Raw genomic sequence first — 23,120 nt, forward strand, 5'->3', positions numbered from 1 at the left:
CATGGTTGTCCCGCTGGTAATGAATACCAGTTGGGCAGCCCTGATCACCACGCCTTATATTGCGCTACATAGCCCACCGAAATATAGCCATCTGCAATCCTTACCTTATGCCAATCCGCAAGCCCCCAAAGGTGGTGCACTGATTCTGGCGGCCGATGGCAGCTTTGATAATTTAAATAGCATGAATGGCAAAGGCAATGTCACTGAAGGGATCAACTATATTTTTGACAGTTTGCTGTCGAAATCACTGGATGAGCCCGGGGTGTATTATCCCTTGCTGGCGGAAAAAGTCAGTTTTGACCCCAAGAAAACCGCCTTTATCATTTTCCATTTAAATCCGAAAGCGCGCTTTAGCAATGGTCAGCCCTTAACTGCGGAAGATGTCAAATATAGCTTTGAGCTTTATCAGACCCAGTCCAATTTTGGCTTGCAAATGTATCTGGCAGATATACATCAGCTGGAAGTGCTGTCAGCTTTAAAAATCAAAATGCATTTTAAATCCGGGCATAATCCGGAAATGGCCATGATTGTCGCGCAGATGCCCATTTATTCTAAACGGCAATGGCAAGGGCGTGATTTTAAAGACCTGACGCTGAAACCGATTCTGGGTTCAGGGCCCTATGTGATTGAACGCATAGATCCCGGCCGCAGTATTTCGTATCAGCGCAATCCTCAATATTGGGGCAAAGATCTATTGGTGAATCGCGGTCGTTATAATTTTGACCGGATCCAGTATCGTTATTATCGTAGTCCGGAAATCAAGTTCGAAGCCTTTAAATCGGGCCAATTTACTTTGCATGAGGAAAAACAGGTCAATCGCTGGATCAGGGATTATCAATTTCCTGCGGTTCGGCAAGGACAAGTCAAACGTTATCGTTTTCGGCATCAAAATCCGGTCCCGACCCAGAGTCTGGTCTTTAATACCCGGCGTCAGCCCTTTGCCGATATTCGCTTCCGTCAGGCCTTAAGTTTCGCTTACGATTTTGAATGGCTGAATAAAGCCATGTTCTATGGTGAATATCAACGTCTGAACAGCTTTTTTTCCAATAGCGAGCTGGCTTCTCGTGGACGGCCGAGTGCCCAAGAGCTGCAAATTTTAAAGCCTCATTTGCAGAAGCTTCATCCGGTTCAGCGTCAGGCTGTACTTCAGGACTGGCAATATCCTCAATCCGATGCCTTAGGGTTTAACCGGCAGAATTTATTAAAAGCCCGTCAATTGCTGTTAAAAGCCGGTTATCGTTATCAACAGGGGCAGTTGGTCAATGCTTCCGGTCAAGCGGTCAAGATTGAATTTTTGCTGCATCAGGTGGAACAGCAGCGTCATCTGATGCCTTATTTACGTCATTTAAAACGTTTGGGGATTCAGGCGAATATTCGTATGGTCGAAACCGCGCAGTATTATGAACGGCTACGAAATTACCAGTTTGATATGATTGTCGACAGCATGCCACAGTCCCTGACACCGGGGCAGGAACAAAAACAGTTCTGGAGCAGTCAGGCTGCCAAGCAGGTCGGTAACTATAATTATGCCGGTATTCAGAATCCTGCTATTGATGCGGTGATTAAGCAAGTAATTCAGGCGCAGAACCGGGAGCAGGTGATTGACAGTACCCGAGCTTTAGACCGTTTGCTGCGGGCAGGTTATTATCATATTCCGACTTATGGTACGGGTGAATACTGGTATGCTTACTGGAACATGTATCAGCAGCCCAAGCTTAAACCTAAGCTCTCCGCGGGCATTGACTACTGGTGGGTCGATGCGGCAAAGGCTCAACGTGTGGCCAATTATTTCAAACAGCATTAAGCTCCAAGCCTATCAGGGAGTGCCATGAGCACTTATATACTCAAGCGTCTGTTGCTAATGATTCCAACCTTGCTGATCATTTTGCTGATTAACTTTATGGTGATCCAGCTGGCACCGGGTGGGCCGGTGGAACAAGCGATTTATCAGGCACAACAGGTCAATGGCTTGACACATACCGGATTACAGTATCAGGGGCAGCAAGGCCTCACCCCTGAGATGATCGAGCAGATCAATATTCAATATGGTTTTGATCAGCCTGCCCATATCCGCTTTTGGGACATGTTAAGGCGCTATGCCCAGTTTGATCTGGGCACTAGTTTTTTTAAAGACAAGGCTGTGACTGATCTGATCTGGGAAAAACTACCGGTATCGCTGTCTTTAGGTCTGTGGAGTACCTTAATCATCTATCTGGTGTCTATCCCTTTAGGCATCGGCAAAGCCAGAAAACATGGCAGTGTTTTTGATCAGATCACCTCTTTAATGCTGGCTGTGGGCTATGCCATTCCAGCCTTTATTTTTGCGATTTTACTGATTGTATTTTTTGCCGGTGGATCTTTTCTGCAATGGTTTCCCTTACAGGGACTCAGCTCTGAAAATTTTGCCGAACTCTCATTTTTCGGGAAAATTCAGGATTATTTCTGGCATATGGCATTGCCATTGTTGGCCATGGTGCTGGGTGGATTTGCCAGTTTGACTTATCTGGTGAAATTTTCTTTTGTGGAAGAGCTGAGTAAGCAATATGTTCTGGCTGCGCGGGCCAAAGGTTTAAATGAAAATGCAGTGCTATATCGGCATGTGTTTCGAAATGGGATGTTAGTGTTGATCGCAGGTTTGCCAGAAGTATTAATTGGGGTGTTTTTCGTCGGCAACCTGTTTATTGAGATTATATTTAATCTCGATGGTTTAGGTGTTTTGGGTTTTGAGGCGATCATCCAGCGCGACTATCCGGTGATTTTCGGTACTCTGTTTATCTTTACTTTGCTTGGTCTGATATTGCGATTATTAAGCGATTTGCTGTATCAACTGATCGACCCACGGATTCATTTCAGTTCACGTCGGGGATCCTCCTAATGTCGTCCTTGATGCAATTAGGCTGGCAACGCTTTAAGCAGCACAAGCTGGGATTTGGCTGTTTTATTATGTTTGGCCTTATTTTTATCATGTCCTTGGGCGCAGAACTGATTGCCAATGATAAGCCCTTGCTGGTGAAATATGATCATGCAGTGTATTTGCCTATCTTAAAATCTTATCCGGAAACGGCGTTTGGCGGTGTATTTGAAACCGAAGCCGAGTATAAAGATCCTGCCGTTCAACAGTTAATTGCAGAAAAAGGCTGGGCGATCTGGCCAATCATTCCATTTTCATATCAAAGCCCGAATCTGGAACTGGTTGTTCCGGTGCCTTCGCCACCAAGTACACAAAACTGGCTCGGAACAGATGATCAGGGTCGTGATGTGCTGGCGCGGATTCTGTATGGCTTGAGGGTTTCACTCTTATTTGGTTTTGCACTGACTTTATTGTCGGCGGCGATTGGAGTTTTGCTGGGGGCTGTGCAGGGCTATTATGGCGGCTGGATCGACCTGATCGGGCAACGCCTGCTTGAAGTCTGGAGCAGTTTGCCGATGCTATTTATGGTCATGGTGCTGGTCAGTCTGTTTAGTCCCAATATTTACTGGCTATTTCTGATCATGCTGTTGTTTGGCTGGACCACTCTGGTGGGCATGGTACGGGCTGAATTTCTGCGTGCACGCAATCTGGAATACGTCTGGGCGGCACGAAGTATGGGTGCAGGAGATGGGCGAATCATGTTCAGGCATATATTGCCGAATGTCATCGGTTCAAGTCTGTCACAACTTCCCTTTATGCTGACTGCCAATATTACCGCACTGACGGCTCTGGATTTTTTAGGCTATGGGCTACCACCGGAAACAGCCTCTTTAGGAGAGCTGTTGCTGCAAGCCAAAAATAATTTAAATGCGCCGTGGCTGGCTTTATCAGCTTTCTTTAGTCTGGCCATTGTGCTGAGTTTGCTGATGTATATTGGCGAAGCAGTGCGTGATGCTTTTGATCCAAGACAATAAATCACGAAACTTTTTAATCATCGTAAAAATAAGCAGATGAAAATTGTGTAAATTTGACAAGTTGAATTGTCAATTATCCTGACTTGCGTTATAAACGAATACAAAATAAAAGTAATATCAGGACAGATCATGACCCAATTGGCCGATTCCATTCAAATTCGTCATACCAATTTCAAAAACCGTATTATTAAAGGCGCTATGAGTGAGGCGCTGGCCAATGATGCCGGCCAGCCCAATCAGGCACATTTCAAGTTGTATGAAGCCTGGGCCAAAGGTGGACTGGGCTGTGCCATTACTGGCAATGTCATGGTGGACTTTCGTGCCAAAAATGAGCCGGGCGTGGTGGTGGTAGAAACCGAGCGTGATCTGGAGCAGCTTAAAGTCTGGGCGGAAGTGGGCAAGCAGCAGGGTATGGTACAACTGGTGCAGTTATCACATCCGGGTCGTCAGTGTCCCAAAGGCTTAAATAAAGAAACAGTTGCGCCGTCGGCCGTACCTTTTAGTCCGGCATTGGCCGTCAGCTTCGGCACACCACGTGCGCTGACTGAAACTGAAATTCTGGAGATTATCCAGCGTTTTGCCACTTCAGCGCAAATTTGTGAAAAGGCCGGTTTTGAAGGCGTCCAGTTGCATGGTGCGCATGGTTATCTGATTAGCCAGTTTCTGTCACCGCTGACCAATAAGCGTCAGGATCAATGGGGTGGCAGTATTGAAAACCGTACCCGTTTTCTGCTGGAAACCTATCAGGCTGTCCGTGCTGCAAGCTCAGAAAATTTCATTATTTCAGTCAAATTGAATTCTGCTGACTTTCAGCGCGGTGGTATAAGTGAAGAAGATGTGATCTATGTCTTTAAGGCGATGGATGCAGCCGGGATTGATATCATTGAAGTATCCGGCGGTAGTTATGAAGCGCCTGCCATGGCTGGTGTAAAAGAAGACAAACGCAAAGCTTCAACCATTGCCCGTGAAGCCTATTTCCTCGACTTTGCTGAAAAGATCCGTCAGGAAGTCAATTGCCATATCATGGTGACCGGTGGCTTTAGAACCGTCGACGGCATGAATGCTGCACTCGACAGTGGTGCGTGTGATTTTGTTGGCATCGCCCGACCTTTTGCGGTAGAGCCGGATCTGGGTGATCGTTTGATTGCAGGGCAAGATGTACGTTATGCGGTTGAGAAAATTAAAACCGGTATTCCGCTGGTTGACAAAATGGCGATTATGGAAATTATCTGGTATGCCGCGCAGTTTAAGGAAATTGCCAAAGGCAAGCAGCCTAATCCGAAACTCTCGCCATTAAAAGTCTTTTTGCAGTATCTGAAAGGCAATGTCAAAGCGGTGATCAAGGGACAATTAAACTCGCGTAAATCGGCTTAAATTTATCATCTAAGCATAAAAAACCGGGCAATTAGAATGCCCGGTTTTTTATTCATCATATAGTTAAGAATAATGCATCGCCTGGGTCTGGAAAGGAAATAATAACTGTCCCAGTTGACGGGTTGCCCATAAACCCACTTCAGTATGATGCATATGCGGTGAAGTATAGGGAATCAGCAAGTCAATTTTCTGTTCCGCACCTTCACAGCGCATAAAGCGATTTTTTAACTGATTTAAACGTTGTTGATCCATACGGCTTAAGGCAGGTTCAACTTTCGCCTGAGACGGCGCTGCGCTACGTGAAGACAGCCGAGTTGCTAAAGTTGCCCCCTGAATCCAGTCTTTAATGATCTGTTTTTCAGTTGCATTAAACACACCAAACATTTTACCTTCAGGATGATCAATCATTTTCCAGAAACGGCTCTGTTCAACAGGAGCATCTTTAATAATCCAGCCTTTCTCAATCAGCACGTTCAGGAACTTGAAAATTTGTGCCGAATCAGATAACCAGTCATTGATGGTTTTGCCACTAAACTGACATTTTTGATTATGAATATATTGGCCAATCAGTGCCTTGTTCTGGAATACTTTTAAGGCCATGCGCTCAATATCCAGCTCTCTTACAATCTGGGAAGAACTTTTACCGATGTCATTGAGCAGATAGCCTTGCTTGATCAAATCAAGATAGGTCTCTGGATCTTCCGCATTCTCATAATGCTGGATAAAGGCTTGCAGGGATTTTTGTGCATGGCCATTGTGGGCATTATCAATCGTAATATGCACATTGAAATAATGGGGATCAATCCCGAGTTCAGCCAATTCGTAATTGGTAATGAGTAGATGCAGCGGCAACTGTTCATAGCCGAGATTAAAACCAATCACCAGAGGCAAGTATTTGGCCGGCGCATAAGCCAGTGCTAACTGTACCGCGGCCTGCTCATAATAACTGGCATCCAGTTGTTCGGCATAACTGTTCAGCTCATAGTGACTTAACAGGTGCTGATACATGGTGACATGATTGGCACGTGGATGTCCCAGACCCAGTTCTTCCAGATAGATATAGATCAAATCTTTCAGCTTGGGTTGATTGCAGTTATGTACGGTGGAATATAACCAGGAACCATCGACCAGTTTAACCGGTGCAACCTTGGATAGAAATTCGAAAGCATGTGAAACCGTTGGGAAATACTCCCGGGCCTGATGCTGTTTACGCCGTCCCAGATAAGCCTGAAACTTGGCACAAATTTGATGATGTTGTTCTAAAAGATGCTGTTCAACTTGTGCCGGTTGATCCAGCCATTCAAGTGCTTCTATATTCAGTTTTTTAATCAGATCACTCAAATAAGATTCAGCTTGTTCGGTTTTGGTATTCGTCGAGATTTCAGTATCTTGAAAAAAGTCGACCCAATCCTTAAAGCTTTTAAATTGATAATTATGATTATTATTTGGCGATAAAGGCAAACTTAACTCTGTGCTGACGAACATAATCTGATCCTTGCAGATATCTCTTCAGTTACCTTAACGTGCGACTTGACGTCTAGATGTTGAATTTTTGTTCTAATTTATTGGTGTATTGCTTTAAATGAAAATGAACGGATATTTATATGAATAGAAATGTTAAAAGAATGCAAATTGTAAAATATGAATTACATGGCAGCCTATGTAACGAAGAGCATATTTTAATGAGTGGTAAAAAATTATATTTAAATATTCAGAATGCAAAAAAGCCCAAGTCGCAATGCCCGGGCTTTTTTGTTGAGATGTTGCCATCTCGAATATGGCGTCCCTACGGGGATTCGAACCCCGGTTACCGCCGTGAAAGGGCGATGTCCTAGGCCTCTAGACGATAGGGACAGTACAGAAGATCAATTTTAAAACCCTTACTTTTAGCTGGAAGTAATGGCGTCCCTACGGGGATTCGAACCCCGGTTACCGCCGTGAAAGGGCGATGTCCTAGGCCTCTAGACGATAGGGACTTAATAAAATGTACTTCTGAAAATTGGCGTCCCTACGGGGATTCGAACCCCGGTTACCGCCGTGAAAGGGCGATGTCCTAGGCCTCTAGACGATAGGGACGTTTCAGAGGTGGGCGTATAATAGGGTGAAAACAGGGGGGTGTCAAACGCATTTCTATAAAAAAATTGATTTTCTGGATTGAGTGCGTAATTTTAAAACAATCTGATGGGTATACTGGAAAATTACCTGAATTAAGCCGGATTTTTGAGCAATTCCAGCATCGCGGTTAATACCTGTGGGTGCTGTAAATAACCCGCAATATCGTGTGGGCGTTGCACAAACGTGCGAATTTCCTGATTGATAATGGCTGGCTGAAAATTAAAAGGGCTTTCTGAGAGGGGGAATGCTGTGAGAAAATCATCATGTGAATAGAAATTTATCCAATCGCCTGAAATTGCAGCAGGTCTTATCATTGGTTGCGGAAGATGCGCCTGAATGACACGAAATGCCAGTGGTGATCCGAGGGTAATAAAACGCTGGATATTCAGTTCTGGATGTTGAAGCAAATAATTATAGGCGATCACGCTGCCCAGCGAATGTGCCACCAGAATCTGTGGTTTGCTGCTATGCAGTTGATGATGAATGCGCCGATGAACTTCCTGCATAAAAGTCGGATTGGCCAAATAAAGATAGGTTTCCAGCAGGAACTTATGCAAAAAACTGGCGTGTAAACTGGGGAAATAATTAATGAGTACCGCAAAATCCCGCAAGGCAATATCTTTGCTTAATGCTGTAATAAAATTCAGCTTTTGATCAAAGTTGAGTGTCTTATCTGGATTTAACTGGGGCACATCACAAACTTGATATCTGCATTGATTGGTTGGTGGTACGGCTTGCCGCTGTGCCGGATGTAGAAAAGGGAAATGCGGCCATTGCTGCGGCATTAAGGTGCTGGCATTGAGTAGATTATGCAAATGATGTCGAGAGAGTAAATCACCATAAAAAGGGATACGGATATGCCGTTTTAAATAGCTAAAACGGGCTTGCTGTTGCGGGTTATTTCTGAGGCCTCTTTTGAGAAGATGCAGCCAATGTTGGCGTAATGAAGGCGCCGTATACTGTTGCTTGTTCATGCCGTGAATAAATACAATTTTCATCGACGCACCATTGAAGCTGCTCAATATACAATCAGTATAGACAAAAAAGAGCGACCGAAGTCGCTCTTTTAAAGCTGATGCTTAAGACTTGTTATGGTAGAACGTATAATAACTGGCATAGCAGGCTGCAATAAACAGCAGACAGCCAAAGAAGCTGATGCGCATTGATGGATCAAAGACCATACTGACACAGGTAATAAAACAGAACACGAAGCCTAAAATCGGCACAATCGGAAACAATGGTGCTGCAAAGCCCAGTTCTTTGACCGTGCGACCCTGTTTATACCACTGCCGGCGGAAGTTGAACTGACTTAAACAAATACTCATCCAGACCACCACCATGGTAAACGCCGCAATGCCCAGTAGGTTGGTAAAGATGGTTTCTGGCGCAAACTGTTCAGACAGCAGGCCTGGCAATGCACCGAGCATGGTCACCATGACTGCAATATACGGTACACCGCGAGCATTGAGTCTTGAGAATACGGCAGGTAACTGTTTGCTGTAGGACAATGACCACATCATACGAGAAGCGGCAAATAAGCCCGAGTTGGCAGCAGAAAGTAACGCAGTGATAATCACAAAGCGGATGATGTCTTCAGCATAAGGAATACCGATGTGCTGGAATACTGTTACGAATGGACTGCTACTGACACCTTCAGCTGCCAAGCCAGCTTCCTGATGCGGGAGTAAGGCCGTCACCACGATAATCGTCCCCACAAAGAAAATTAATAAGCGGAAAATTGCAGTATTAATGGCTTTAGGGACATTTTTCGCAGGATCTTCAGTTTCACCCGCCGCAACACCAATCAGCTCTGTACCCGAAAAGGCAAAGTTCACGATCAGCATGGTCGCAAAAATCGGGAATAGACCTTCAGGGAACCAGCCCTGGGCCGTCAGGTTGGTAAATAGAGGCGCAGCTTCGTAGCCCTGATAGCCCAAAACACCAAAGATGGCCAGTAAGCCCAAAACAATAAAGGCAACAACAGTGACTACTTTCACCAGTGCCAACCAGAATTCGGATTCGGCAAACCATTTGGTCGAAATCATATTTAAGCTAAATACAAAGACACCAAAAATAATGGTCCATAACCACATGGAAATATCCGGGAACCATTCCTGCATCAGCAAGGCGGCTGCAGTAAATTCGGTTCCCAGAGTGACAGACCAGGTCAGCCAGTATAACCAAGTGATGGTATAGCCTGTACCCGGTCCAATATAACGTTTGGCATAAGCACCAAATGAACCAGATTCTGGCATATGAACAGCAAGTTCGCCCAGACAGAGCATAACCATGTAAGCGATAATGCCGCCCAGGAGATAAGCAATAATGGCACCTACAGGCCCCGTTTGTGCAATGACTTCACCCGACCCTAAAAATAGGCCTGTTCCGATTGCGCCACCAAGCGAAATCATGACCAGATGTCGAGTACTCATAGCGCGTTTTAAAGGCGCAGAATTGCCCTGATGCGTAGCATCATTCGGAGATGAGTGCATAGGAGTTGAAAAAAATCAGAAGAATGAAGCGAGTTATTGTAGTGAAAAACTACAAATCTGCAATGTATTAATAATAATTTTGAATAAGGCTTGATCGTATGCGATCAATAGATGGCGTCCCTACGGGGATTCGAACCCCGGTTACCGCCGTGAAAGGGCGATGTCCTAGGCCTCTAGACGATAGGGACGTTGCGAGGTGATGCGTATATTAAGGACTCAATTGGTTTTTGTCAAAAGGCTTTTATATAAAAAAGCGCTAAAAGTTCAAACATTAAACAGGAGTAATGCATTAATTTTATTGAGGGCTTAAATAAGTCGAATGATTGGGCTTATTTGCTCGTCATTTAGGCGGAAAATGAAACTCCCGCGGCTGGCAGGAGTTTAAAACAGCCAGATTTTAATGATCGGGTGTTTGGTATTCTGTCGAGTTATGCGCAGGAGCAGTCTGCTCGACAGGTGTTTCTACTTTCTCTTCACGGTTCACGATATAAAGATAAAGCAGTGAAGGAGCTAAAATCAGTAAAACCAGTAAGATCTTTTTTAACATGGCACATAGACAAAGTACGAAATTGCATTAATTATAGCCTAAGCAAATTAAAAAGAGCACCGGAGTGCTCTCTATAAAACTTAGAATTTGAAAGTGACATCGGCGATAAACTGGCGGCCGATTTCAGTCATAACTCTTGGTTTGCTTGCGATTGTTGATTTGGTGGTATACGTGTTGGTGCGGTTAGTTACATTGTTAATAGTTAAACCAAAGATTGCATGTAAATCTTTTGAAAGTTTCCAATCATAAGTTGTACGCATATCCCAGATAAATTTAGGTTTAATTTCAGAAGCAATATAAGTATCAAGAAGATTACCTTCATATTCTACTTTGTCATCTTTACTGGTCACTGTGATCATATCGTCGTAACTGTCTTTATAGCTAAAGAAGTTTGAGAGTTTTACTGGTGCGTGATCGAAAGCAATATCCCAATTTACACGGGCAGTCCATGGTTGGTTGAAGTTTTGTGCAGGACGCTCTGACCAATGCATAATTTTACCGTTATAGGACACGAGTTCATCTTGATCTGCGGTTATGAATTTGTCGGTATAATCGGTATAACTGCGGAATACATCGCTATAGTCAAAACCAAAAGCAATGAAATGCTGTGTACTAGCGAATTTCAAAGCTTCACGATTTTTTAATGTGAGTGTGTAGATGTCGGCTTCACCATGACCATCATTGCTATATTCATAAGAGAAGTTGAAACCATCTTTTGGGATATCGGTGTGGGTACGTGAAATTTCATCTTGGTATTTGCGATTCACCCACTTAAGACCTAAATCCCAAGAATGTAATTGGGTGTTGATACCCAAAACAGTTTCATCACTAAATGGTGTGTCTAGGTCAGAGCGACGTGTGGCATTTGCTGAGTTCGTTGCAGATGTGACCCAGTCCGCCTGCGGATTCTCACGTGAGAATTTATACATCAACTCACCAATACCATCGTTGAGTTCGGTGCCTAATGTTTGCTGACCATAGTAACGATTCCAGCCTGCTAAAAATTGCAGTTTGTCATTCGCAAAGGGCTTATAAGACACGGAACTACGTGGAGCAATATTGAAATTACCGCTTAAAGAGTCGTAGTCGGCACGGACACCTACTCGGGTCGATAATTGATCGTTCCATTGAATGTTGTCTTCAAGGAAAGCATTGAAGCGGTCTTGTTGAGCAGAGAATTGTCCAGCTTTATACAATGAACCTGCAGCGACATATTGTCCTGTCCAACCTTGAATCGTGGGTGTCGCATCGCATAAAGCATCATCAGCTAAACAGGTATTGTTAGCTAAATTTTTCATATTGACAGCTGAAACATTTGACATATATACATCAGAGGCACGTTTCCAATCCACTTCTGCATGAGTGTATCCTGTACCCGCTGTAATCTTATGCTGAGTCATACCAATTTTGAATGGATCAAAGGCTGCTTTTAAGTCGTAGTTGAGCGCAGTTTGATTTTGTTCTAGCTGACCAAAAAGCGTACCTTCAGATACGGTTTTTGAGTCGGTCCAATCTTTACTGCCTTCAGCATAATGCCAAATAAAACCATAGTTGTTTTCTGAGTTTCGGACATTATCAGCACTTTGGAAGTTGAGTTTATGCGTTAATATTACAGATCCTATGTGGTGTTCTAACTCTGAAAACACTGTTGTCGTTTCTGTGTCAAGCGTACTGGCTGAGTTGCGACGGCTTTCAGCATAATTCAAGCTGTCAAGTAAAGCATAATCAAATCCAAATTTAGCTTTCACTGTCTCGCTTGGGTTATAGAAGAAGGTTGAACCAATGTTGGTATTACTGCGTTCTTGATCAATTTTTTTCGGGTCATCAAAACCACTCATTACAGGAATAATAGATTTACGTTTTGATGCATAACTATTAAACCCCCATTGCTCTGAAAGCTTGCCATAAATATTGGCACTTAAACCTTGTTTGGTATATTCCTTTTGATAGGCTTCAGTCGGCTCTTCAAAGAGCTCTTCTTCTAATGGGCTAACAGCATTAAAGCGAGCCCAGTCACTTTCTGTGTAATCATATGTGACAGTACCATGAATCTTTCCGATTTCAGTTTGTGGTGCACAGGTCTTTGCATTGACCACGCCACCGGTAAACTGACCATATTCAGCAGAAACATTGCTGTCGAGTACTTCCAAATCACACAGTAAGTCTGTATTGACAGCCATCGCTTGAGAGCCAGTGCTAAATGTATTGTAGTTACTTGGACCATCAGCAGGGTTAATTAATAGGTTATTGGATACGCCATTCACAATAAAATTATTTTGGAAGGTTTGAGCACCATTGATAGAAATTTCAGAGGGTTTAAGTTCACCTTGTGAGCCTGCTGCTAACTGTGATTGGCTAAACTGCACATTCGGATTCACCTTTAAAAAATCAGTTATATTCTTTGAGCTATTCGGCGTTTTTGCTAAATCTTCTTTGCTATAAATCGTTTTCCCAACTTCATTTCCTTGCTGAGCTTCGACAATAATCGTGTTGAACTTAAGCGTTGCCTTATTGGGGACAGATTCTTGATAACTGGATTCTTCTGCGAAACTAGAGGTTGATAAAGCTGCCAATATAGCAAGTGAAAGTGAAGAGTAGGCAAAACGCATGAGAAGGTTAAATCTTTGAAAGATAATGAAAGCGATTATCATTAACTTGATTGCTACAATCAATAGTAATGAGAATTATTTGCATTAATTGGGCTTTAAATGTGTAAGATTTAAGCAGCTTAAGTCGCTGAAAAATAAAAATATGAAAAGAGAGGAAAATATATGGCGTCCCTACGGGGATTCGAACCCCGGTTACCGCCGTGAAAGGGCGATGTCCTAGGCCTCTAGACGATAGGGACGTTTAGAAGATGGCGGTATCTTATTGATCCGCCACCAGAGTGTCAAGCAGGTGAGGCGCGAGTTTGTTTAAAATATAGCAAAACAGTTCAGCCGTCTTCTGTGTGTCATATAACGCAGAGTGAGCTTCTTTGCCATCAAAATCGATCCCGGCCTGAATACAGGATTTCGCCAGTACGGTTTGACCAAACATCACCGCACTCAAGGTCACCGTGTCAAACACAGAAAAACTATGGAACGGGTTCTGGTTTTTGGTGCCGGTACGGGCAATTGCTGCCTGAACAAAACCTAAATCGAAATGTGCATTGTGACCCACCAAAACCGCATGGGTACAGTTTTGCTGACGGCGCACGTCATTGACCGATTTGAAAATACGCTTTAATGCGGTTTTTTCATCTTCAGCCATGGCAATCCGCATCGGATTCGATGGATCAATGCCGATGAATTCCAGTGACCTGCGATCGAGGTTGGCCCCTTCAAAAGGATTGATATGTGCATGGTAAGCTTGACCCGGCACAAACTGGCCATCCTCATTATAAACAATCGGAATGGCCGCAATTTCCAGCAATGCATCAGTCTGTGCATTAAAACCTGCCGTCTCGACATCGACAACTACAGGTAAGAATCCACGAAAACGTTGACCAATGATTGGGAGGGTTTCATTTGTCACACTTTTCTCCATTGAATGGTTTTACCCGCATAGAGCGGAATAATCTGTTCACCATCCAAATAGTCTAAACTTTCAGGGATTACTTGATCTTCTTTAACCAGTGTAATGGTGCTGGTATTACGTGGCAGGCCATAGAAGTCTGCACCAAAGTGGCTGGCAAAACCTTCCAGACGTTCAATTTTACCCACTTGATCAAATGCCTGAGCATACAGCTCAATGGCAGTCGGCGCACTATAACATCCTGCACAGCCACACGCATTTTCTTTTGCATTTTTTGAATGTGGTGCGCTGTCGGTGCCTAGGAAAAATTTAGGATTGCCACTAGTCGCCACTTCCAGCAAGGTTTGCTGATGGGTTTGACGTTTTAATATTGGCAAGCAGTAGAAATGCGGCTTGATGCCACCCACCAGCATGTCATTGCGGTTGAACAATAAATGTTGCGGCGTAATGGTTGCAGCGACATTACGGTCTTGCTCAAGCACAAAGTTTGCTGCTTCGCTGGTAGTAATGTGTTCTAACACCAGTTTCAGCTTAGGGAACTGTCTGAGCAAGGGTGCGAGGACTTCGTCCAGGAAGCGCTTTTCACGGTCAAAAATATCGACATGATTATGTGTCACTTCACCGTGCAGCAATAAAGGTACCTGATGCTCTTCAAGCTGCTCAATTACGCCATACACTTTGCTCATGTCGCTGACACCACTATCAGAATTGGTGGTTGCACCCGCAGGATAGAGCTTGATGGCATTGACATGCGCAGATTCTTTGATCTTTTTAACTTCACTTGCCGGGGTGTTGTCTGTGAAATACAGCACCATACGCGGGTCGAAATTTATCCCTTCAGGTACGTGCGCCATGATGCGTTCACGATAGGCATTGGCCTCTTCAACGGTTTTAACGGGTGGTACCAGATTCGGCATACAGATTGCGCGAGAAAACTGTCTGGCTAAATCGGGAACAGTACGTTGAAGTGCTAAACCATCACGCAGGTGAACGTGCCAATCATCTGGCTGGAGAATCGTAATCGTATTCAAGGCAAATTCAGTCGAACAAATAAAACAAATGATAATCCATCTATAGCAAAAATGGTAATGAGAAAGGGCTACAAAATAAGGGATATCTATAAATTAATTTGAAAAAGTATGTTATTTTAAAATTACTAAAAAAATTACATAAATACTTGCAATGGAATACAAGTACAGTTTAGCGAAATTACAAGATGACAAGGAAAACATAGAAGAATTAATTACACGGCAAAGTCAGCGTGTAGGCCCGGTCTTCCCTCAACATCTGGAACAGGAATTCTGGACAAAAAATCTGGAACGTGCCCGCAAACATGTCGAAAAATATGTTTGGGGTGGGGTATTGGCTTATTTTATTTTTCTGGTGGTGATGATCCCCACAGATTACTGGATTATCAGTAAAGAATATTTCGTGCATGATTTTGTGCTGTCTATGTTCGGGCTACTGAATGGCGGTATGTCATTAATTCTCTTTTATATGTTTTCCTGTTTACCCAAGATCAAGCGCTTTTTTCCGCAAGCTTCAATGCTGCTGGTATTCTGGATGCTGGTGTCGATTTCCTGTATCACGATGTTGGTTAAAACCCCAGCGTTACAACATCAGTCGATGGCAATCGTCACCATTATTTATATTCTGGGTTATATCCTGACCGGTATTAAGTCTGTACAGATGCTGGTCACCGGACTGGTCGCTGCAGCAACGACCATTATTGTATTATCAATCATGGCCATAGACTTTAATCCGCTGGTTTTTGGGCGAATTCTGATTGGGAGTTGCTTACTGGGTTATGTAATTAGTCATATGATTTTCGCGCGTGAGCGTGTGATTTTTTTATACAGTATCCGGGCCAGAATCAGTGAGCAGATCCAGCGTATTCATACCACCGAATTATTACATTTAAGCCAGTATGATGAACTGACCAAGATTTCCAATCGGAGAACCTTCGATGAAACGCTTGAAGTGTATTTTGAACGGGCCCGTCGTGAAGACACTGCCTTGGCGATTCTGTTTATCGATGTGGACTTTTTTAAAAACTATAATGATTTTTATGGGCATCAGAAAGGCGATGATGTTATTTCAACCATTGCCAGAACCATCAAGAATGCGATCCGTCATATGGACTTTGTGGCGCGTTATGGCGGGGAAGAGTTTGTTGTGTTATTGCCAGAAACAGATGCACATGGTGCTTATGCCGTAGCTTCAAATATTTTCAAGGCGATTGACCGTCTGGAAATTCCCCATGAAAAATCTTTGGTTGCGAAACATATTACCATCAGTTTAGGCATTACCGTCTATCGTGGTGAAACAGATACTGATAAAGATATATTATTGGGAATTGCAGATCAGGCGTTGTATCGTGCCAAGCAGCTTGGGCGCAATCAGATTTATTATCAATCACTTCGTTCCGTCAACTCAGATACCGCCAATGGCTCGATGCTTTAAACATCAAGAACAACTATCCATAAAAAAACCGCTCATCAAGAGCGGTTTTTTAACAAAAACAAAACTTAGTTTTTGTCTTTCAGTTGTGGCACTGCAGATGCTGTACCCACTGCAAGCAAACCAGTTTCTGTATAGATGCCAAGTTTTGCGCGGGTATCGGTAATGTCCAGATTACGCATGGTCAACTGACCAATACGATCCATTGGAGAGAACATAGAATCACCTTTCTCCATAGTCAAACGCTCAGCTTCATAAGTGAGATTAGGAGATTCAGTGTTCATGATGGTGTAATCATTACCACGACGCAGTTCTAAAGTCACAGTACCGGTCACGGCTTTAGCCACCCAACGCTGTGAAGTTTCACGCAACATCAGCGCTTGAGAATCGAACCAGCGGCCTTGGTACAACAAACGGCCTAAACGTAAACCGTTGATGCGGTATTGTTCGATGGTATCTTCGTTATGAATACCGGTCACAAGACGCTCATAAGCAATATGAAGCAGCGCCATACCCGGAGCTTCATAAATACCGCGAGATTTTGCTTCGATAATACGGTTTTCGATTTGATCCGACATACCTAGACCATGACGGCCACCGATACGGTTTGCTTCAAGAATGAATTCAACTGGATCTTCGATACGTTGACCGTTGATCGCAACAGGGAAACCTTCTTCAAAAGTAATCGATACTTCTTCAGCTTTAACTTCTACGTCATCTTTCCAGAAGGCAACGCCCATGATTGGATCCACGATTTTGATGCCCGCATTCAGGTATTCAAGATCTTTGGCTTCATGGGTCGCACCCAACATGTTTGAATCTGTTGAGTAGGCTTTTTCTTTTGACATTTTATAGTCAAAACCGTTGTCGATCAGGAACTGCGACATTTCTGCACGGCCGCCAAGCTCATCGATAAAGGTTTGGTCTAGCCAAGGCTTGTAAATTTTAAGCGCAGGGTTGGTCAACAAACCATAACGGTAAAAACGTTCAATGTCGTTACCTTTGTAAGTAGAACCGTCACCCCAAATATTGACGTCATCTTCTTTCATGGCAGTGACAAGCATGGTACCTGTAACAGCACGACCAAGAGGAGTCGTATTAAAGTAAGGAACACCGCCAGTTGAAATGTGGAACGCGCCACATTGAATTGCAGCAATGCCTTCTAATGCAAGCTGTAAACGGCAGTCGATTAAGCGTGCTTTTACTGCGCCATAAGCTTCAGCTTTTTTTGGAATCGCATCGTAATCGTCTTCGTCTGGCTGACCCAAGTTCGCTGTGTAAGCATAAGGTTCAGCGCCTTTTTGTTTCATCCACAAAAGAGCAGCAGAAGTATCTAGACCACCAGAGAAGGCAATACCAACTTTTTTACCTACTGGGACATTCTGCAAGATAGTTGCATTATCAGACATTGTTCATCCTAATGATATGAAATAGGCACGCCAGAATTGGTGGCCTGAAAAAATACATATTGTCTCAATTGTATCATTAATTTATTTAGGTTTGCTTTAGAAAAGAAAAACTCGTTTTAAAATCTATATTCAATAGGCTTAAATAATCATAAATCGCACGATTTTGAGCAGAATCCTGCTAAAAAAGTAAAAATTCGCTATATTCAGCCGAATAAAGTTAAAAATCAGATAAAACAGGAATAAAAGCATGGCGACTCGCATCCCACCTTTACCTAATTTAAATCCTAAAACCAAGAATGAAACGCTGGCACTGTTGCATGGGATTTATGCCGGTCTGATTGGTTTTAGTACACTGGTATTTTTATATCTGGAATATCAGCAAGCCAGTATTTCTACGCTGAGTTTAGGTATGGTGCTGCTGCTTTTAGGCGGCCTGGTATTTTTTAATATACAGGCCAGCATCAAAGTCAAACAGGGCAATGGTTCAGGACGGACTTTATCCAGAATTATGGCCATCCTGATGCTCCTGAGTTTTCCGATTGGTACAGTATTGGGCGTGATTGCATTATGGAAATCTAGCGCGCGACAATGGCAGGATTAATCCGCCAAATAGAAAGTGATCCTCTTCTAAAGATTGATATTTGTGCCTGAAAATGCTGAACTCCGGGTCATAAAAAGCCACTGAAAATCAGTTAAAGTAAGGGAATGACTTGCTCAGCCAAATATAATCAGGGATTTGTTATGACTACGACGCGCTATGCCAACATTTTAAAGCCACTGCATTTGGGTTTTACCACCATTAAGAACCGGGTGGTGATGGGGTCGATGCATACTGGCCTAGAAGATCGTTTTTATAATTATCCCAAACTGGCTGCGTATTTTGGTGAGCGTGCAAAGGGTGGCGCAGGTCTGCTGATTACGGGTGGAATATCGCCCAACCGTCAAGGCTGGTTGTTACCGGCGGGCGGTACCATGAATACTTTGGGGGACATTGCGCCGCATCGTTTGGTGACGCATGCAGTGCATAAGCATGGTGCCAAAATTCTGTTGCAGATTCTGCATGCCGGACGTTATGGCTATCAGCCTTTTGTGGTCTCGGCCAGCCCGATCAAGTCGCCGATTTCTCCCTTTAAACCACGTGAAATGTCAGATAAACAGATTCTGAATACCATTCAGGATTATGTCAGAACGGCCAGTATTGCAAAAAAAGCCGGCTATGATGGCGTAGAAATCATGGGTTCTGAAGGCTATTTGCTGAATCAGTTTTTAAGCCGGCATGTCAATCAGCGTGCTGACCGTTGGGGTGGCCCGATCGAAAACCGGATGCGTTTTGCCGTAGAAATTGTCAAAGCGATTCGTGAGGAAATTGGCGAAAAATTTATTATCTGTTTCCGTTTGTCGCTTCTGGATCTGGTACATGATGGCAATACCATGCAAGATGTGATTACCGTGGCTAAAGCTTTGGAAAAGGCGGGGATTACTTTACTCAATACCGGTATTGGCTGGCATGAAGCACGTATTCCCACCATTGTGACTTCTGTACCGCGTGCAGCTTTTGTCGATTATACCGCTGAAGTGAAAAAGCACGTGGCGGTGCCGGTCATTGCATCGAACCGGATCAATATGCCAGATACTGCTGAAGAAATTCTGGCTTCCGGCCAGGCAGACATGGTGCAGATGGCACGTCCATTCTTGGCAGATGCCTTCTGGGTCAATAAAACCGCGACCAATCGTGTTGATGAAATCAATACCTGTATTGCCTGTAATCAGGCCTGTCTGGATCATACCTTTAAAAACCAGCGCGCAACCTGTCTGGTCAATCCACGTGCCGGCTATGAAACCGAACTGGTCTATGTCAAAACCAAAAAAGCCAAAAGTATTGCAGTGGTCGGTGGTGGTGTTGCAGGGCTGTCTGCGGCCACAGTCGCAGCCAGTCGCGGGCATGATGTGACGCTGTTTGAGGCCAGTCATGAAGTGGGTGGACAGTTTAATCTGGCTAAAGTCATTCCGGGGAAAGAAGAGTTTCACGAAACGATTCGTTATTTTAAAGTCCAATTGGAAAAAACCGGCGTTGATGTGCGATTAAATACCCAAGTGAACCGTGAACAGCTGGAACGTGAAGGTTTTGATGAAGTCATTGTCGCGACTGGTGTCGTGCCGCGAGCGCTTAAGATCGAAGGCAGTCAGGCACCGCAAGTCTTGTCTTATGCAGAAGTACTACGCGGTGCGCCAGTCGGAGATCGTGTTGCAGTCATTGGTGCAGGCGGTATTGGTTTTGATGTGTCCGAGTTTTTGTTAAAGCCGCCGCATCAGGTACAGCCGCAACCAGTGAATGAATGGAAACGTGAATGGGGTGTAGACCCGAATCCAAATTATGTCAGTGAAGGCGGCATGCAAGGTGCAGAAATTGAAGCACCTATTCGTGAAATTTATTTATTACAACGTAAAAAGACACCGCTTGGCACAGGCCTAGGCAAGACTTCAGGCTGGGTACATCGTGCCCAATTAAAAAAACACGCGGTGCGCATGTTGCGCGGTGTGCAATATAAATCTGTTACCGATGAAGGCTTATGGATTGAGGTGGATGGCCACGCTCAATTATTGCGTGTGGATAGTATTGTGGTGTGTGCAGGACAGGAGTCGGTAAAAGATTTGATGCCACTTGCCGGGGAAAATACCTTGGCACAATATCATATTATTGGTGGGGCTAAACTGGCTGCCGAGCTGGATGCCAAGCGTGCCATTCGTGAAGGAGCCGAATTGGCCGCCAAATTGTAGGGATTTGATGAAACTATATGCAGTTAATCAGATTCACTGTAACTTTCACTTGTCAGTTACATAAAAGCGCCGTATTATTGCGCCCATGGAAGCGTGGCAGAGCGGTTTAATGCACCGGTCTTGAAAACCGACGAGGGTGTGAGTCCTCCGTGAGTTCGAATCTCACCGCTTCCGCCATACAAAACTTTCCAACATTGCTTAGCACAATATAAGCGATTGATTATATTGGTTAATGTTGGAATATAACGGTACGACGCACGTTGACACTTGACGTAAATCGACGGTTATAAAGTAGTAAGAAATGTAGTAAGTTAAAACTTACTACATTTTTTTGCGTGGTTTTTTATCATGGCACGTACTCAAAATAAGCTCACAGCACTACAAATTAAAAAACTGAAAGCTGATCCTCAAAAGAGCATAAAGATTGGTGATGGTGGAAATCTTTACTTTCGTGTTGATCCGAATGGTAGTCGGTATTGGATATTTAATTATACCCGCCCATATACAAACAAGCGCAATGAAGTATCCCTCGGTACGTATCCCGAAATCTCTTTAGAAGATGCACGTAGAATTAGAGATGAGTACAAGATACTTATTCAACAGGGGATTGATCCAACAACAAAACGTTTACAAGCTAAACACCAACGCCGACATGAAATAGAAAATACCTTTGCCGTGATTGCATCTAAATGGCTAGACAAGCGAAAAGTAGAACAAAAGCAAGACAGCGAAACAATTCGTCGCTTAGAGCATGACGCACTGCCATATATAGGGAAGTTGAGTTTTGATCAATTAACATTGGAGCTACTGGAGGATCGGGTATTTCAGCCTATTCTTGAGAGAAAAGCTTATGCTGTTGCTAAAAGATTAAAGTCCGACTTAAATCAAATCTTTAAATTTGCTAGAAAAAGAAAACTCATAACTTACAACCCGATTGAAGATATTGAATTACCTACACCACCGAAAAAAAACCATCCAGCCGTAACTGAGGCGAAAGACTTAAGTGCATTAGTCAAAGCGATATGGATTTACCCTGAGCAGTTCCCTAGAAGCATGATTACGACGCAAGTGGCACTCAAGATCTCTTTGTTGATCTTTCAACGCCCTGGAGAGATTAGAAGCCTTAAGAAAGCATATTATTATAAAGATGAACGATGCTTAAAATTTGTAAGCAGTAAAACTAAGCAAGATCATATCGTACCACTGTCAATACAAGCTATTGAATTGCTTGAATCCATCATTGACTTATATCCCGATAGTGAATACTTCTTTATTGGACGGGATGGAAAGAACTATATTTCTGAAAATACCATGAATAAAGCACTTGAAAGATTAGGCTTTGCAGGAAAGCATACAGCCCATGGATCTAGAGCATCAGCAAGAACAATCCTTGATGAAGTCTTAAAGAAGCGTATCGATTATATTGAGCATCAACTGGCACATCGAGTTAAAGATCCAAATGGACTTGCTTATAACCGAGCAAAATATTTAGAAGAGCGAAGAGATATGATGCAGGATTGGGCGGATCACTTATATGAGCTTATGGGTAAACCGAGACTCAGACCTAAATATAATTTATATATATTTAAGCCTGTCTAGTGACAGGCTTTAAGAGAAATAAAATAGTCGCTATGCAGCTCTATTTTTACTTGCTAACCATTCATTGATTTGATTCTCAGACCATGTTGGCATACTTGCAGTAATATAAGTGGGGGCAGGGAAATCCCCACGCTTTACAAGCTTCCAAAGCATGGACTCTGAAATGTTCAGTAATCCAGTGGTTGCATCACGATGGGAGAGTGTTCGTGTTCGACCAGAACGGTCTACATAGACCTTACCAGTACGTGCTGGATAGTTTACGAGATCTTTTACTCGATAAAGTTTTGCAATAGACATTGTCTGTCTACTCCTTATTTTTATAGTTAAGCAAGATTGCTTAATGAGAAGCTTAGCAAAAGAAAAAAATAGACAAGTCTAAAAGTATAAAATGAGGGAAAAATAGAAAAGATTTTTTTAAGTAGGTTGAGTTGTTATCTTTGGATTTAAACAGTAGAAATTTAAAAGGCTGTTAGCCGAGCGATAACCCCACTCACTCATCACATCTACACACAGTAGAAATTTAAAAGGCTGTTAGCCGACCTTTGAACGTAATTTAGAATCTGATCTACACACAGTAGAAATTTAAAAGGCTGTTAGCCATATCTTGAGCCGATGGTGGAGCTGCAATCTACACACAGTAGAAATTTAAAAGGCTGTTAGCCCTTTTGGTAATGAATTACGCTCAACAATAATCTACACACAGTAGAAATTTAAAAGGCTGTTAGCCTTCTGGCGCATAAGTCTTAAATTGAAGATCTACACACAGTAGAAATTTAAAAGGCTGTTAGCCCAATTCGATGAACTAACGCCGTAATAAATCTACACACAGTAGAAATTTAAAAGGCTGTTAGCCATTTAAGGAGGGCGACACGCCAGTTCAGATCTACACACAGTAGAAATTTAAAAGGCTGTTAGCCATAAAAAAAAATGGTTCAGACTTTTCAG

The 23,120-nt window shown here is 43.3% G+C and carries 17 protein-coding genes, 6 tRNA genes and 1 CRISPR repeat array (1 of these 24 only partly in view); of the genes, 9 read left to right on the forward strand and 14 right to left on the reverse strand.

Annotated elements, in window-relative coordinates:
* Position 1 precedes the first annotated feature (1 nt).
* From FTU45_RS05055 to FTU45_RS05070, 4 genes are all read left to right on the forward strand, one after another.
* The gene (locus FTU45_RS05055) at positions 2-1,804 is read left to right on the forward strand and encodes an extracellular solute-binding protein (protein ID WP_180076046.1); all 1,803 of its coding nucleotides are present in this window, start codon (positions 2-4) and stop codon (positions 1,802-1,804) included.
* Between the two features lie 24 nt (positions 1,805-1,828).
* Positions 1,829-2,875, forward strand: coding sequence for an ABC transporter permease subunit (locus FTU45_RS05060; RefSeq protein ID WP_005171846.1), 1,047 nt, complete (start codon positions 1,829-1,831; stop codon positions 2,873-2,875).
* On the forward strand, positions 2,875-3,885 hold the full coding sequence (locus FTU45_RS05065) for an ABC transporter permease (RefSeq protein WP_180076047.1): 1,011 nt from the start codon (positions 2,875-2,877) through the stop codon (positions 3,883-3,885). The genes FTU45_RS05060 and FTU45_RS05065 overlap by 1 nt, the downstream gene beginning before the upstream one ends.
* 129 nt (positions 3,886-4,014) lie before the next feature.
* A complete protein-coding gene (locus FTU45_RS05070; RefSeq protein ID WP_180076048.1) occupies positions 4,015-5,259 on the forward strand; it encodes an NADH:flavin oxidoreductase/NADH oxidase family protein in 1,245 nt (414 codons plus the stop codon).
* 63 nt (positions 5,260-5,322) lie between these two features.
* Here the strand turns inward: FTU45_RS05070 and FTU45_RS05075 are convergent, their stop codons facing one another.
* The 12 genes from FTU45_RS05075 to pyrC form a co-directional block, all read right to left on the reverse strand.
* Positions 5,323-6,744 carry an iron-containing redox enzyme family protein gene (locus tag FTU45_RS05075; RefSeq protein ID WP_100328776.1) on the reverse strand — a complete coding sequence of 474 codons (1,422 nt, stop codon included), beginning with the start codon at positions 6,742-6,744 and terminating at the stop codon, positions 5,323-5,325.
* A 293-nt stretch (positions 6,745-7,037) separates the two neighbouring features.
* Positions 7,038-7,113: transfer RNA gene (locus FTU45_RS05080), tRNA-Glu, on the reverse strand.
* 46 nt (positions 7,114-7,159) lie between these two features.
* Positions 7,160-7,235 (reverse strand) — tRNA-Glu (locus tag FTU45_RS05085).
* 24 nt (positions 7,236-7,259) lie between these two features.
* Positions 7,260-7,335 (reverse strand) — tRNA-Glu (locus tag FTU45_RS05090).
* 131 nt (positions 7,336-7,466) lie between these two features.
* Positions 7,467-8,372: an alpha/beta hydrolase gene (locus tag FTU45_RS05095; RefSeq protein WP_100328775.1), complete on the reverse strand. Its 906-nt coding sequence runs from the start codon at positions 8,370-8,372 to the stop codon at positions 7,467-7,469.
* 81 nt (positions 8,373-8,453) lie between these two features.
* Complete coding sequence (locus tag FTU45_RS05100; protein WP_005096383.1) at positions 8,454-9,866, reverse strand: amino acid permease; 1,413 nt, start codon at positions 9,864-9,866, stop codon at positions 8,454-8,456.
* Between the two features lie 112 nt (positions 9,867-9,978).
* A tRNA-Glu gene (locus FTU45_RS05105) sits at positions 9,979-10,054 on the reverse strand.
* Positions 10,055-10,263: 209 nt separating this feature from the next.
* A complete protein-coding gene (locus tag FTU45_RS05110) occupies positions 10,264-10,413 on the reverse strand; it encodes a hypothetical protein (protein WP_167381251.1) in 150 nt (49 codons plus the stop codon).
* A gap of 80 nt (positions 10,414-10,493) precedes the next feature.
* On the reverse strand, positions 10,494-13,022 hold the full coding sequence (locus tag FTU45_RS05115) for a TonB-dependent siderophore receptor (protein WP_180076049.1): 2,529 nt from the start codon (positions 13,020-13,022) through the stop codon (positions 10,494-10,496).
* 163 nt (positions 13,023-13,185) lie between these two features.
* A tRNA-Glu gene (locus FTU45_RS05120) sits at positions 13,186-13,261 on the reverse strand.
* A gap of 20 nt (positions 13,262-13,281) precedes the next feature.
* A complete protein-coding gene (gene rnt / locus FTU45_RS05125; protein WP_034608604.1) occupies positions 13,282-13,941 on the reverse strand; it encodes a ribonuclease T in 660 nt (219 codons plus the stop codon).
* Positions 13,926-14,960 (reverse strand): dihydroorotase, encoded by a 1,035-nt coding sequence (pyrC, locus tag FTU45_RS05130; protein ID WP_034608601.1) that lies wholly within the window; start codon positions 14,958-14,960, stop codon positions 13,926-13,928. Before pyrC ends, rnt begins: the two co-directional genes overlap by 16 nt.
* Positions 14,961-15,111: 151 nt before the next feature.
* Here pyrC and FTU45_RS05135 point away from each other — a divergent pair, with 151 nt between their 5' ends.
* Positions 15,112-16,392, forward strand: coding sequence for a diguanylate cyclase (locus tag FTU45_RS05135; RefSeq protein WP_180076050.1), 1,281 nt, complete (start codon positions 15,112-15,114; stop codon positions 16,390-16,392).
* Positions 16,393-16,457: 65 nt separating this feature from the next.
* Here FTU45_RS05135 and argG read toward each other — a convergent pair whose 3' ends face one another.
* Positions 16,458-17,798: an argininosuccinate synthase gene (gene argG, locus FTU45_RS05140; RefSeq protein ID WP_100328771.1), complete on the reverse strand. Its 1,341-nt coding sequence runs from the start codon at positions 17,796-17,798 to the stop codon at positions 16,458-16,460.
* 247 nt (positions 17,799-18,045) lie between these two features.
* Here argG and FTU45_RS05145 point away from each other — a divergent pair, with 247 nt between their 5' ends.
* From FTU45_RS05145 to FTU45_RS05160, 4 genes are all read left to right on the forward strand, one after another.
* The gene (locus FTU45_RS05145; protein WP_074383039.1) at positions 18,046-18,399 is read left to right on the forward strand and encodes a hypothetical protein; all 354 of its coding nucleotides are present in this window, start codon (positions 18,046-18,048) and stop codon (positions 18,397-18,399) included.
* Positions 18,400-18,539: 140 nt separating this feature from the next.
* Positions 18,540-20,576, forward strand: a complete 2,037-nt coding sequence (locus tag FTU45_RS05150) for an NADPH-dependent 2,4-dienoyl-CoA reductase (RefSeq protein WP_180076051.1) — start codon at positions 18,540-18,542, stop codon at positions 20,574-20,576.
* Positions 20,577-20,663: 87 nt separating this feature from the next.
* A tRNA-Ser gene (locus FTU45_RS05155) sits at positions 20,664-20,753 on the forward strand.
* A gap of 168 nt (positions 20,754-20,921) precedes the next feature.
* A complete protein-coding gene (locus tag FTU45_RS05160) occupies positions 20,922-22,175 on the forward strand; it encodes a tyrosine-type recombinase/integrase (RefSeq protein ID WP_373685738.1) in 1,254 nt (417 codons plus the stop codon).
* Between the two features lie 30 nt (positions 22,176-22,205).
* On the opposite strand, the gene FTU45_RS05165 is transcribed toward FTU45_RS05160, so the two are convergent.
* Positions 22,206-22,472: an AlpA family transcriptional regulator gene (locus tag FTU45_RS05165; RefSeq protein WP_067765981.1), complete on the reverse strand. Its 267-nt coding sequence runs from the start codon at positions 22,470-22,472 to the stop codon at positions 22,206-22,208.
* 142 nt (positions 22,473-22,614) lie between these two features.
* Positions 22,615-23,120: a CRISPR direct-repeat array (repeat unit 36 nt; unit sequence ATCTACACACAGTAGAAATTTAAAAGGCTGTTAGCC); it runs 667 nt beyond the window's last position.

It is taken from the genome of Acinetobacter sp. YH12106 (genome assembly GCF_013418995.1).
In the GTDB taxonomy this organism is placed as follows: domain Bacteria; phylum Pseudomonadota; class Gammaproteobacteria; order Pseudomonadales; family Moraxellaceae; genus Acinetobacter; species Acinetobacter pseudolwoffii.